The organism is Microbacterium sp. BE35 (assembly GCF_031457705.1).
Taxonomy (GTDB): domain Bacteria; phylum Actinomycetota; class Actinomycetes; order Actinomycetales; family Microbacteriaceae; genus Microbacterium; species Microbacterium trichothecenolyticum.
In genome coordinates, this window is sequence record NZ_JAVDXD010000002.1 from 817,712 (window position 1) to 830,897 (window position 13,186).

Sequence of the window (13,186 nt, forward strand, 5' to 3'; positions counted from 1 at the left end):
CACGGGGTGTCGACCAGAATCTCCGATTCTGTGTGCGGGAGTCTCATGCGGGGACCTGCTCCCGGGCGACCGGGCGGGCGGCGGCGACGGAGTCGTCAGCGGACTCGACGAGACGGTAGAGGTCTTCGCTCCCTGGACGGCGCAGGTAGCGGACGTCGTCGAACGCGGTGGCCGCCGCCTCGAGCCGAGGCTCGAGCGCGGGGAAGGCCGCGCCCGCGGCTCGAGCGAACGCATGCACGGTCGCGCCCGGCGGGGGGTCGACGACACCGCGTTCGAGGCAGCCGCGGGCGAGGGCGCGGAAGCGCAGCACGATCGCTGCGTCCCAGTCCGACGCGCGGGCGCGCTCGGCGGCGGCCGCGCGCAGTTCGGCGGCCGAGCGGTGCTCGGCCTCGCCGAACAGCAGCGGAGTCCGCGGCGCGGCACGCCGGGTCACCCGCGGCACGCCCCACAGCAGGAACGCCGCGATGATGACGACGGCGACGACGATCGCGGCGACGAGCGCGAACGTCGAGCCCCATCCGCCGGAGAGGTCGGGGTTCAGGAGCGTCGCGATGAAGTCGCCGACGGCGCGGGCGATGCGGTCGAACGGCGTCGGTTCGGCCACGTCGTACGCCGGGTCCGACAGTTCCTGCTCCGCCCACCGCCGTGCTTCGTCACCGTCCGGCGTGAGCGGCGGGACGGCGTCGGACGCGCGCGCGAGCGCGCGCACAGCGGCGCGGATCAGGCCCACGGCGACTCGCGGTCGGCGCCGTCGGGTGCGGCGCCGGGGGCGGTCCAGCGGGTGGGGGAGGGCTCGTCCGCGGGCGTGGGCGGTGCGGGGGCTGCGGCGGGCGTGGCCGCGGGCGGCTGCGCGGGCGCCGGGGCCGCGGGGCGGTCGGCGGGCGCACCGTAGGCGGGTTGCGCGGGCGCACCATACGCCGGCTGCGCGGGCGCACCGTAGGCAGGCTGTGCCGGGGCACCGTACGCCGGCTGCGCCGGCGCTCCGTACGCAGGCTGCGCCGGCGCTCCGTACGCAGGCTGGGCCGGCGCTCCGTACGCAGGCTGGGCCGGCGCGCCGTAGGCAGGCTGGGCCGGCGCACCGTAGGCAGGCTGTGCCGGGGCACCGTACGCAGGCTGGGCCGGCGCGCCGTACCCGGGCGGCACGCCGTAGCCCGGCTGGGCGGGGGCTCCGTACCCGGGCGGCACGCCGTAGCCCGGCTGCGGACCGTACCCCGCCGGCGGACCGTAGCCCGGCTGCGCCGGCGTCGTGGAGAACACCGCGCCGGCCGGCGTTGGGTACGCCGGGGTCGCATATCCGGCCGGGTACGGCGTGTAGCCGGGCACCGGGTATGCCCCGGGAACGCCCCGCGGCGCGATCTCGCGCCCGATGTGCTCGCGATACGGGTCGGCGAGGGCGCCGGCTCCGGCGTCGCGTCGCTCCACGTATGCGAGGAGGTCGAGGTCGAGCCCTTCGCGGCGCATGCGGCAGTCGATGTAGATGAGAGCGGTCGCGGTGGACTGCACGACGACGGCGACCGACTGCAGGAGCAGCGTGAGCACCTGCGTGAGGAGCGTCGCGGCGATGAAGCCGATGATGGCGGTCGGCTCGGGATCGCCCGTCGGCGCGATGATCGTCGTCAGCCCCATCGAGAGGAAGCTCATGGGCAGGCTCACGACCTGCGCGACGGCGGCGAAGATGACGCTGATCACCAGGATGATGCCGAGGGCCGGCCAGAAGCGCCGGCGCGTGAGGGTCCACGAACGCGACAGCGCCTGGAGGATCGTGGCGTGCTCGACGATGATGGCGGCCGGCACCAGCAGGAGCTTGATCATCAGCCACCACGTGAGGGGGATGGCCGCGAGGATGACGAGGATCGTGAGCAGGATCGCCGCCGGCGGGGCCGCGATCGCGATGCCGATGATCCCGAGCACGACCACAGCGACGACCGCGACGATCGCCAGGACGACGAGCAGCGAGTAGCCGATGAGGCGCCATGCGATCGGCTTGACCTGACGCCAGAGCGCGCCGAGGGTCTGCTTCTCGGCGACGGCGGCGTGCGTCACCTCGACGACGACGATGCCCTGCACGATGACGCTGAGCGCGCCCGCCGCGAGGGAGAGCACGATGCCGGCGACGGCGGTGAGCGCGATCGAGCCCGCCATGACGGTGTCGTACTCCTCGGTGCCGGGCCGCAGCGTGTCGAGGCGCGAGAACGACGCCCACCCGATGGCGAGCACACCGCCGAGGACGACGATGTACGCGAGCGTCTGCACGACGAGCGCGAAGCCCAGCAGCACGCGCGGGTTCTGCCGCAGCGCCGAGAACGAGCGGGCCAGGATCGTGCCGAACGACAGCGGGTGCAGCGGGATGATCCCGGGGCGTGACGCCGGCGTCCAGGCCGGGTATGCGGACACGATTCCCCTCTCGGTCGGCGGCGCGTCGCGGGGTGTGCGGCGCGTCGGCCGCGCCCTCAGGACGGCGCTTGCCCCTATCGTTCCATATCGAACGGATGCTGCAGCCGCCGTGTGGATGAGCCTCTCGGTGTCCGTTCGGGCGAGCTTCGGCCGGTCCACAGCCCCGGTCGACTACTCTGTGGGAAGCGCATGGGGACGCGCACGTCATCCTCTGCGCCTGGACAGAAGGAACGAACGCGCGCGATGACTTCACGCATCCTGGTGGTCGACGATGACACCGCCCTTGCCGAGATGATCGGGATCGTGCTGCGCACGGAGGGATTCGAGACGGTCTTCTGCGCGGACGGTGCCGAGGCCGTCGACGCGTGGCGCACCGAGCGTCCCGACCTCATCCTCCTCGACCTGATGCTGCCCGGCATGGACGGCATCGAGATCTGCACCCGGATCCGCGCCGAGTCCGGCATCCCGATCATCATGCTCACCGCCCGCACCGACACCGCCGACGTCGTGAAGGGCCTCGAGTCGGGCGCCGACGACTACATCGTCAAGCCGTTCAACCCGAAGGAGCTGGTCGCCCGCATCCGCACCCGGCTGCGCCCGGCGAGCCAGCCGGCGAACGACTCGCTGCGGATCGGCGATCTCACCGTCGACGTCGCCGCGCACGAGGTGCGCCGCGGCGACGGGCCGATCGCCCTGACCCCCCTCGAATTCGAGCTGCTCGTCGCCCTGGCATCCAAGCCCCAGCAGGTGTTCTCGCGCGAGATGCTGCTCGAGCAGGTGTGGGGCTACCACTACAAGGCCGACACGCGCCTGGTGAACGTGCACGTGCAGCGGTTGCGGGCCAAGGTCGAGAAGGACCCCGACAACCCCAAGATCGTGACGACCGTGCGCGGTGTCGGATACCGCGCCGGCGCCGTCGTCTAGACGGCCATGACGGCGCCCATCACGGCCGTGACGCCGGCGCGCGCCCGCGTCCGGTGGTGGCGCCTCTGGCGGGCTTGGCCGGGGGACATCGCGGGCCTCTGGCGGCGCTCCCTCCGGTTCCGCACGATCCTCGTCACGATCGGCCTCACGGCGCTGGCCGTCGTGGTCGCCTGCGTGTGGATGGCCCTCGCCATCCAGAACGACCTGTTCGCCTCTCGCAAGGATCAGGTGCTGATGGACGCCGAGCAGGCGCGCGCCGCGGCGCAGCGGACCCTCGACGCCTCGGTGCAGAACGACTCCATCCAGTTGCAGAACGTCATGACCCTGGCGTTCACGGCGCTGCGCGATCAGTCGTCCGCCGTGATCGTGGGCGCCTACCGCATCGGGCCCCTCGTGCCCAACGCGCCGCAGGACTTCAGCACCAACGAGGAGGTGATGAACGAGCTGCTCACGACGCCGATGCGGGCGCTCGTGCGCACCAACCCCGACCAGCAGATCTGGCAGCCGGTGGCCCTTCCCGACGGCGACGACACGACGGTCCCGGGAATCCTGGTCGGGCAGCAGCTCACCATCGATCGCGTCGCGTCGTACGAGCTGTACCTCGCGTACGACCTCGCGAACGCGCCCGAGACGCTCACCTTCGTTCAGCGGACGCTGTGGGTCGTCGGCATCGGCCTCGTGCTCCTGATCAGCGGCATCGCCTGGTTCGTCCTGCGATCCGTGACCACCCCGATCAGCGAGGCGGCCGACACGAGCGCGAAGCTCGCGGCCGGGCGTCTCGACGTGCGCCTGGAGGTGCGCGGCGAGGACGAGCTGGCGACCCTCGGCCGGTCGTTCAACGCGATGGCCGACAGCATGGAGTCGCAGATCAAAGAGCTCGCCGACCTTTCGCTGGTGCAGCAGCGCTTCGTCTCCGACGTGTCGCACGAGCTGCGCACCCCGATGACGACGATCCGCCTCGCCGCCGACATGATCAACGACCAGCGGGAGGACTTCGATCCGGCCACCGCGCGCGCGGCCGAGCTGCTGAACGCGCAGGTGCAGCGCTTCGAGACCCTGCTCACCGACCTGCTCGAGATCAGCCGGTACGACGCGGGCTCGGTGCAGCTCGAACTCGAGCCGACGAGCCTGGCCCACCTCGCCGAAGACGTGATCGGGTCGATGCAGCAGCTCGCCGAACAGCACGGCACGGACGTGCGCCTCGTGGCTCCCGGGGGATATTCCCCCGTGGACATGGACCCGCGCCGCGTGCGGCGCGTGGTGCGCAACCTGCTCGGCAACGCGATCGAGCACGGCGAGGGGCGTCCTATCGTCGTCAGCGTCGACAGCAACCAGCAGGCCGTCGCCATCGGCGTCCGCGACTACGGCATGGGGATGAAGCCCGAGGACGTCGAGCACGTCTTCGACCGCTTCTGGCGAGCGGACCCCTCGCGCAAGCGCACGATCGGCGGCACCGGCCTCGGCCTGTCGATCGCGCTGGGCGACGCGAAGCTCCACGGCGGCGAACTGGCGGTGTGGTCGGAGGTCGGCCGGGGCACGAACTTCGTCCTGACCCTCCCGCGGCAGGCGATGCCGCTCGGGGGGGAGTCGCCGATCCCGGTCGATCCGGGCGATGACGCGGTCGCCGCCCTCGACGACCTCGGCCTCACCGCGCCGATCGAGCTGCCCCGAGACGGCGCGAGCGACACGGATGCCGGCACCCGGGGAGGATCCGCATGACCCGGGTACGCGGCATCCTGGCCCTCATCCTCGCGCTGTGCGCGGTCGTCGTCACCGGCTGCGCCGGCTTTCCCACGAGCGGCCCGCCGGAGTACGGGCTCGAGAACGGCAACACCGGCAACGGCTCGCAGAACGTGGTGTTCATCCCGAACCGGCCGCAGCCGGGCGCCACGCCGCAGCAGATCGTCGAAGGGTTCATCGACGCCGGGTCGGGTCCCGGCGTGCGTGGCAACTGGGCCGTCGCCCGCGAGTTCCTGGCACCTTCGCTCGCCGAGACATGGAATCCGGATGCGGGGGTGATCGTCGACGAGCGAGCCGAGCGGGACTACGTCGAAACTGGCGAGGGCCTCGTCGATTTCGCCTCGGAGGTGGCAGGGACGGTCGACGACAGCGGCGCCTACCAGCGGGCGGACCTGTCTCCCGGGAACTGGACGTTCGAACTCGCACAGCAGGACGATGGCGAGTGGCGCATCACCGAGGCGCCTGACGGGGTCTGGCTCGACGAGGCCCAGTTCCCGCAGGTGTTCCACCGCTACCCGCTCATGTACTTCGACCCGTCCTGGCAGTATCTTGTGCCCGACGTGCGCTGGTTCCCGGTCACCAAGGCGGCGGGAAGCATCGCTCTGGCGCTGGTCAACAAGCCGAAGAGCGAGTGGCTGGCCGAATCGGTCGAGACAGCGTTCCCCGATGGAGTGTCAGCGGTCACAGTCGTGCCTACCGCCGACGAGGGCGTGTCCGACGTCGCGCTCACAGGCGAAGCGATGCTGGCCGCGAGCAGTGAAGCCCGCAACCGCATGCTGACGCAGCTCGAAGAGAGCCTGCGCGCCGCCGGCGTGGCCGAGGTCGTGATGACCGTGGACTCCGCCCCGATCGACGCGCAGCCCGTCGCGGTGCGCTCCACTCGCGTGCCGGCCACGCCCCTGGTGCTGACGGAGGCCGGGTTCGGATTCCTCACGGGCGATGAGATCGACAAGATCCCCGGCCTCTCGGCTGCGGTCGAAGCCGCGTCGCCGCTGAGCGTGCAGGTCGGGGCCGAGCGCGATCTCGCCGCGGCGCGCCTCGCCTCAGGGGCGGTGGTGAGGCTGAACTCGGCCGGGACCGAGCCCGAGGTGCTGGACACCCGGCCCGGATTGGTCGATCCCGTGATCGACCCATACGGAGTCGTGTGGAGCGTCCCTCAGGACGACCCGGCCGCGCTGCGGGCCTATCTGCCCAACGGCGATGTGATCGAGGTCGCCGAGGCGTGGGGCGAAGGGACGGCCATCGCCGGCATGGCGCTGTCGCGCGACGGGACGCGCCTGGCCGCGCTCGTGAGCGCCGGCGGCCGCTCGGTGGTGTCGGTGGCCGGAGTCATCCGTGACGACATCGCGCCTGTGCGCCTCGGGCAGCCGATGCAGCTCGCCGTCGCGGGCGGTGCGGTGATCGGCGTCACGCGCATCGGAGTCACGTGGATCGACGACGTCTCGGTCGGCGTGCTGACCAGCGGCGCCGACGCCGACTCGACGGTCATCGAGCAGGTGGTCGGCGCGCCGACCTCCACCTCGACGGCGCCTTCGGGCATGGCCTCGATCGCGGGCGGAAGCGGCATCTCGAGTCTGCGGCTTCGGGCCGAGGACGGCACGCTCTACGTCAAGCGCGGCACCAGCTGGCAGCCCACCGCGACGGGCGTCGGGGTCCTCGCGACCCAGCAGGGCGCGCCGCAGTAGGAGGTTCCTCCCCAGGCCGCCCACCGCGATGGCCGTCCACCGATGCGGGATGCCGGCACCGAGACCACCGCGCGCGCCGGGATGCTGAGGCGGTGATACCGGAGATCCTCGTCGCTGTGCGCGAGGCGTGCGCCGATGCGCTGGCGCTGCTGCTTCCCGTCTCGTGCGCGGGGTGCGACGAGCCCGACGTCGCCCTGTGCGAGCGCTGCGCGCTCGCCCTGGCTCCCGACCCCCGAACGCGGTTCATCGAGGCTCCGGGCGGCGTCGTCGCGGTGTGGAGCGGCCTCGCCTTCGAGGGGGTCGCGGCGCGGGTCCTGCGCGCGATCAAGGAGGAAGGGCGCACGAGCCTCGCCGAAGCGCTCGCTCCCGCCCTCGCGGCGGCGCTGGCCCACGCGGGCGCCGGAGACGCCGTGCTGGTGCCCCTGCCGACCTCGCGACAGTCGTATCGCCGGCGCGGCTACCGAGTGCCCGATCTGCTCGTGCGCCGCATCGGCCGGCGGCCGAGCCGCCTGCTCCGGTACGCCCGGCGCACCGCGGACCAGCGCGGGCTCGACCGCGACGCCCGGGCGCGCAACGTCGCGCGGAGCCTCGTGGCCACGGGCGGCGCGGGGCGGCGGGTCGTGGTCGTCGACGACGTCGTGACGACCGGTGCGAGCCTCGCCGAAGCGGTCCGCGCACTGCGTGCGGAGGGTGCCGACGTGGTGGCCGCGATCACCGTCGCGGCCACTCCGCGAAGGCGTCCCACGGGTCGGTGAACGGCTTCCCGACGCAATCGAAACTCACAGGTGACAGAGTCCGAACGCCCGGCTAGCGTGGGGGAGACAAGGCGACTGATGGTCCGCCCTTGGCCGGGCGGACCGGAACAAGGAGGTCAAGGATGGAAACCAGCATCGTCGGCGTGGGAGTGGGGATCACAGATCGCTTCCGCGGTGTCGTCGAGGAGAAGGCCCTCCGCATCGAGAACCTCGCGCCCCGCGCTCAACGCGTGGAGGTCAAGGTCACGCACCGTGCGTATCACAACGGTCGCATGGAGGATGAGACCGTCGAACTCACCGTCAACGGCAAAGGCCCCGTCATCCGGGCCGAGGCGACGGACGGCGACAAGTTCACCGCTCTCGACCTCGCGGTCGACAAGCTGTGCGAACAGCTGCGCCGCGCGAAGGACAAGCGCGTCGACGCGCGCAACCACCCCCGCGGCGCCAAGTTCGAGAAGGGCAGCGGAGCGCTCCAGGGGATCGATCTGCAGCCCGCATCCGTCGACGTGCTCCGCGCCGTCGCCACCGGCGAGATCCCGATCATCACGGGCAACGAGGAGGAAGAGGGCTACACGCCCGTCGTCATCCGCACGAAGGAATTCCACCCCGAATGGATGTCGGTGGAGGAGGCCGTCGACCGCATGGAGCTGGTCGGCCATGACTTCTTCCTGTTCATCGACGCCCGCACCGACCACCCCAGCGTCGTGTACCGCCGCAAGGGCTGGGACTACGGAGTGATCTCGCTGACCACGCAGGCTCAGCCGGACGAACTGGCATCCTGACAGATACTCCGAGGGGTGGGGGGGGGGGGGGGGGGCCCCCCCCCCCCCCCGGGGGGGGGGGGGGGGCGCCCCCCCCCCCCCCCCCACCCCTCGTGCATCTGCGGACGAGAACGGATGCCGCGGCCCGGCCGAACGTCGATGGTATTCGGTATACCATCGACGGGTCGCGCCGGTCTGGCCGCGGCATCCGCTCATCCGTCGAGAGGCACCACCCGTGATCATCCGCAACGCGCGCCCGTGGGGCGCCGGGCCCGCCGACATCGTTATCGAGGGCGACCGCATCGCCGAGATCCGCGCCCACGACGCGTCCGCTCCGACGGGCCCGGACGACGTCGACGGCCGCGGCCGGCTTCTGCTGCCGTCGTTCAGCGACGTGCACGTGCACCTCGACTCCTCGCGCATCGGGCTGCCGTTCCGCCCTCACACGGGTGCCCCCGGCGTGTGGGGCATGATGCTCAACGATCGCGACAACTGGCGTGACACCGACGTGCCGCACGCCGCGATCGTGGCGGGCACCCTCGAGCAGATGATCGCGAAGGGCACGACGCGCGTGCGCACCTACGCGCAGGTCGACGTCGACTGCAAGCTCGAGAAGTTCGACTCCGTGCTCGCCGCGAAGGAGAGGTTCCGCGAGCACGCGGACGTGCAGATCATGACGTTCCCGCAGGCCGGCATCCTGCGCGAGGCGGGCACGGTCGAGTACCTCGAGGAATCGCTGAAGCAGGGCGCCGACGTGATGGGCGGGATCGACCCGAGCCAGCTCGACCGCGATCCGGTCAGGCACCTCGACATCGTGTTCGGCCTCGCCGAGAAGTACCAGGTCGAGATCGACATCCACCTGCACGAGCCCGGCGCCCTGGGCGTGTTCAGCACCGAGCTCGTGCTGGAGCGCACGCGCGCGCTGGGCATGCAGGGCAAGGTCACCTTGTCGCACGCGTACGATCTCGGCTCGGTGTCGGAGTCCGTGAGCCGCCGCCTCATCGACGAGTTCGCCGAGCTCGACATCGCGATGGCCACGGTCGCGCCGTCGACCAGCGGGCATCTGCGACTCGTCGATCTCGTCGACGCCGGCGTGCGCGTCGGGCTCGGTGAAGACGGACAGCGCGACTACTGGAGCCCGTACGGCAACTGCGACATGCTCGACCGCACGTGGCAGCTCGCGTTCGTCAACGGCTTCCGCCGCGACGACCACATCGAGCTTGCGCTCGCCGTCGCCACGGTGGGCGGAGCCTCGATCATGAGTCACGCGTCGCCGCGCATCGCGGGCGTCGGCGATCGGCCGGGCGTCGCCGCCGGAGACCGTGCCGACCTCGTGCTCGTGGACGGCGAGACGCCGACGAGCGCGGTCATGGACCGCGGTGTCGATCGCACGGTGATCCACGACGGCCGGGTTGTGGCCGACGCGCTCCAGGTTCTCACCGTCTGAGACCTCGATTCCTCTGCCGAAGCACGGGTCGGCGAAACGACACGCCGGGAACGGATGCTGCGCCCCGGCGTGTCGTCGTGACCAGCCCGTGTTTCGGCAATCAGGCCTGGGTCAGAACCCGAACCGGTGGCGCCGCGGTCAGTCGAAGATGCCGTCGAGGATGCTGCCGATCACGAGGCCGCCGAGGATGCCGCCCATGACGTCCGAGCCGCCGCCGCGGCGACCGCCGCCCCAGCCGGGCTGTCCGTACCCCTGCTGACCGTATCCGGGCCCGCCCCACTGGTCGGGCTGCGGGCGGGCGGCGTCGATGTCGCGCTGTGCCAGCTGCAGCGCCTCGCTCGCGAGGAACGCGGCACGGCGGGCCATCGCGAACGCCTGCTCGCGGTGGTCCTCGTCGATCGCGGTGACCGCGGCGGCCGACGAGCCGAGGTATCGGTCGAGGTCGAGGCGCACGCGCTCGGCCTCGGCGAATCGCGTGCGCGCGTCGGCGCCGATCCAGCCGCGGTGCCCGGCGATCACGTCGCGCGAGACGGCGAGCTGGCGGTCGGCGTCGTCGATGGCGTGGCACACGTGCTCGAGGGGCGGGATGGGTCGGGCCGCGCGATCGCGCGCGGCCGCGATCGCGGCATCCAGTCCCGCGTTCGCCTCGCGCAGTCGAGAGAGCTGCTCGAAGGGGTCGGTGTTCACGCCGGCCGCGGGAAGAGCCGCCAAGGCCGCCTGCAGCTCCTCGATCGCGGTCTGCACCGCGGGGGAGTGCGGCTCCTTGAGAGCGACGACGAGGTCGCCGCGGGAGTCCTCGACGATCGCGGCGAGCGTCGACTCGGCGCGCAGCGCCTCGACCTCGAACGTCTCGACGGCGTCGATCAGCGTCTCGGCGCGGCGCACGGACTCGGTCGAGGCCTCGAGCGCCATGTTCGCCTGCTCGCGCTGGCCCGCCTCGCGGCGGCGCTCGGCGACGCCGGCGCTGTGCTCAGCGAAGCCCAGGAGCTGCTCCGCCTCAGCCGGGTTCGCCTCGATCTGCGACAGCGCGTGCGACGAGTAACGGATGGCCAGCCGGTCGACGGTGGAGCGGGCGTCGGGCAGGCGCAGGCGTAGGCGCGCGGCATCCGCCCGCACCTTCGCGATGATCTCGGGAGCGCGCCGCGCGCGCTCGATCGGCGCCGCGAGGGCCTCGGTGCGGTCGTCGAGGAGGTCTTCGGCCCACTCGCACAGCTGCACGATGCGGGCGTTCCGGGTCCGCAGCTCCTCGGGGGTGTCGGGAATCTCGTCGTGGTTGAGCTGGTGGAGGTGGAAGGCCTCCTGCAGGTGCGTCCGCACCGACGCGAGCGCTTCGCGCAGCTCGTTGGTGGGGCCGGGGCCCAGCTCGGCGTCGGCGAACGCCAGCTCGTCGGTCGTGAGTCGGATGCGCTCGTCGGCCGCCACCAGCGCCTGCTGCGCGCGACGCGCCAGGTCGGCGTCCTGCGTGTTCAGTTCTTCCTGCTCGCGCTTGCGTCTGCCCCAGAATCCGGCCATGAATCGATCCTACGGGGGCCGCTGGGAGCAGGCTGAGGCGAGCGGGCGCCACCGTGGATTGTTCGCGCAGAGCGTGGCTCTCGCGCACGCGTGCCCCGGTGCCCCAGAATGAGCGCACACGTCGCGTGACCGGGTGCCTGGGGCCCTCGCGGCACCTCTCGCCGACGCGAAGGGGCCGGCGCGATCCTCGCCCAAGGGAGTCGACATGGCCCTGCCCACGTTCCTCGTTCCGGTCTCGCTGCGCGGCTACAAGATGTCGTGGCTCTCCCGCGACGTCATCGCGGGCGTGACGCTCGCCGCCGTCGCGATCCCTGAGGTCATGGGGTACACCTCCATCGCGCAGACCCCGATCGTCACCGGTCTGTACACGATCCTGCTGCCGCTGCTCGCGTTCGCCCTGCTGGGGTCGTCGAAGCTGCTCGTGGTCGGGGGCGATTCCGCGACGGCGGCGATCATGGCGGGAGGCCTGCTGACCGCCGGCATCGCCGGACTCGATCCGGGCTCACCCCAATGGGTGGCGCTATGCGGGTTGACGGCACTCGTCTGCGGCCTGCTGCTCATCCTCGCCCGGGTGCTGCGGCTGGGCTTCATCGGCGACTTCCTGTCGGCCTCGGTGCTCATCGGCTTCCTCACCGGCGTCGGCATCCAGGTCGCGACGAGCCAGATCCCCGACATCCTCGGCGTGCCGAAGGGATCGGGCGACTGGTTCCAGCAGCAGTGGGCGTGGATCAGCGAACTCGGCCGGCTGTCGTGGCCGACGCTCGCCTACGGGGCGGCGACCATCGGCATCATCTTCGCCTTCAAGATCTTCCTGCCGAAGGTGCCCGGCGCGATCATCGCGGTGGTGGGCCTCCTGATCCTCGCCACGTTCACGAACGCATCGAGCTACGGCGTCGAGGTCATCGGCGCGATCCAGGGTGGTTTCCCGCCGATCGGCTTCCCGTCCGGAGTGTCATGGGGCGATGTGCCCGCGGTGCTCTCGACCGCGTTCGCCTGCTTCATCATCATCATCGCCCAGAGCGCGGCGACCTCGCGCAGCTTCGCGGCCAAGCACGGGGACCGCGCGGATGTGAATCGCGACATCGTCGGGCTCGCCGCATCCAATCTCGCCGCGGGCTTCAGCGGCACGTTCGTCGTGAACGGGTCGCCCACCAAGACGCAGATCCTCGACGGGCAGAAGGGGCGCACGCAGGTCGCCAACCTCACGGTCGTGGCGGTGACGCTCATAGTGCTGCTGTTCCTCACGAACCTGCTCACCGACCTCCCGAAGGCGGTGCTCGGCGGCGTGGTCTTCGTGATCGGCCTCGAGCTCATCGACATCCGCGGCCTCAGGCGCGTGTCGCGCGTGCGCCGGGGCGAGTTCTTCATCGCGCTCGCGACGGCCCTCACCGTGTTCATCGTCGGCGTCGGTGCGGGTGTGATCCTCGCGCTCGCGCTGTCGCTGCTCGACGTCGTGCGCCGGCAGTACCGCCCGCGCGACTTCGTGCTCGGCGTGCGCGGCAAGCAAGGGTACGAGTACACGACCGCGGCCGCCGGCGAGCAGACGGCGCCGGGACTCGTGGTGTTCCGATATGACGCCGACCTCTTCTACGCGAACGCGTCGCGGTTCGTCGACGACGTGCAGCAGGTCGTGCAGAACGCGCCCGACCCGGTGAAGTGGCTGGTGCTCGACTGCGCCGGCATCTCCGACATCGACTATTCCGCCGGGGTGGCGTTCTCGGGCCTCGTGGATTGGCTCGATGCCCGCGGCGTCCGACTCGTGCTCGCGCGTCCCGAGACCGCGGTCCTGGACGAGTTCACGGCTTACGGCATGGCGAAGCGGATCCCCGCCGACCGCATCTACAACGACCTCGAGGATGCGGTGCGGGCCTTCCCCGCGCAGCAGGGCACGTCCGGTTGACCCTCCTGAACCGCGGGGACGGGCCCCCACGCCACCACCCGGGGCCGGCGCGCCGCGCGGAGCCTCCG

10 protein-coding genes are annotated in these 13,186 nt (G+C 71.7%); 7 read left to right on the top strand and 3 right to left on the bottom strand.

Translation table 11 applies throughout. The features are described from left to right. Nucleotides 1-43: 43 nt before the first annotated feature. Together J2Y46_RS09755 and J2Y46_RS09760 are read right to left on the bottom strand one after the other, a co-directional pair. Nucleotides 44-730 (bottom strand): DUF4129 domain-containing protein, encoded by a 687-nt coding sequence (locus J2Y46_RS09755; RefSeq protein ID WP_310241978.1) that lies wholly within the window; start codon nucleotides 728-730, stop codon nucleotides 44-46. Continuing rightward, the gene (locus tag J2Y46_RS09760) at nucleotides 721-2,394 is read right to left on the bottom strand and encodes a glycerophosphoryl diester phosphodiesterase membrane domain-containing protein (protein WP_310241979.1); all 1,674 of its coding nucleotides are present in this window, start codon (nucleotides 2,392-2,394) and stop codon (nucleotides 721-723) included. Before J2Y46_RS09760 ends, J2Y46_RS09755 begins: the two co-directional genes overlap by 10 nt. Nucleotides 2,395-2,637: 243 nt before the next feature. On the opposite strand from J2Y46_RS09760, the gene mtrA reads away from it, so the two are divergent. The 6 genes from mtrA (at nucleotide 2,638) to J2Y46_RS09790 (ending at nucleotide 9,706) form a co-directional block, all read left to right on the top strand. Further along, nucleotides 2,638-3,318, top strand: coding sequence for an MtrAB system response regulator MtrA (mtrA, locus tag J2Y46_RS09765; RefSeq protein ID WP_045297395.1), 681 nt, complete (start codon nucleotides 2,638-2,640; stop codon nucleotides 3,316-3,318). Nucleotides 3,319-3,324: 6 nt separating this feature from the next. Continuing rightward, nucleotides 3,325-5,037 (top strand): MtrAB system histidine kinase MtrB, encoded by a 1,713-nt coding sequence (gene mtrB, locus J2Y46_RS09770; RefSeq protein WP_045297396.1) that lies wholly within the window; start codon nucleotides 3,325-3,327, stop codon nucleotides 5,035-5,037. Next, entirely contained in the window at nucleotides 5,034-6,743 is a 1,710-nt protein-coding gene (locus tag J2Y46_RS09775) for a GerMN domain-containing protein (RefSeq protein ID WP_045297398.1), read from the top strand. The genes mtrB and J2Y46_RS09775 overlap by 4 nt, the downstream gene beginning before the upstream one ends. Before the next feature lie 92 nt (nucleotides 6,744-6,835). Then, the gene (locus tag J2Y46_RS09780) at nucleotides 6,836-7,498 is read left to right on the top strand and encodes a phosphoribosyltransferase family protein (protein WP_310241982.1); all 663 of its coding nucleotides are present in this window, start codon (nucleotides 6,836-6,838) and stop codon (nucleotides 7,496-7,498) included. A gap of 122 nt (nucleotides 7,499-7,620) precedes the next feature. Beyond that, on the top strand, nucleotides 7,621-8,280 hold the full coding sequence (hpf, locus tag J2Y46_RS09785; protein ID WP_045297400.1) for a ribosome hibernation-promoting factor, HPF/YfiA family: 660 nt from the start codon (nucleotides 7,621-7,623) through the stop codon (nucleotides 8,278-8,280). A gap of 214 nt (nucleotides 8,281-8,494) precedes the next feature. Continuing rightward, entirely contained in the window at nucleotides 8,495-9,706 is a 1,212-nt protein-coding gene (locus J2Y46_RS09790) for an amidohydrolase family protein (RefSeq protein ID WP_045297402.1), read from the top strand. Between the two features lie 138 nt (nucleotides 9,707-9,844). On the opposite strand, the gene J2Y46_RS09795 is transcribed toward J2Y46_RS09790, so the two are convergent. Beyond that, nucleotides 9,845-11,218: a hypothetical protein gene (locus J2Y46_RS09795; RefSeq protein WP_045297403.1), complete on the bottom strand. Its 1,374-nt coding sequence runs from the start codon at nucleotides 11,216-11,218 to the stop codon at nucleotides 9,845-9,847. Between the two features lie 205 nt (nucleotides 11,219-11,423). Here J2Y46_RS09795 and J2Y46_RS09800 point away from each other — a divergent pair, with 205 nt between their 5' ends. Beyond that, complete coding sequence (locus tag J2Y46_RS09800; protein WP_310241987.1) at nucleotides 11,424-13,118, top strand: SulP family inorganic anion transporter; 1,695 nt, start codon at nucleotides 11,424-11,426, stop codon at nucleotides 13,116-13,118. Nucleotides 13,119-13,186 lie beyond the last annotated feature (68 nt).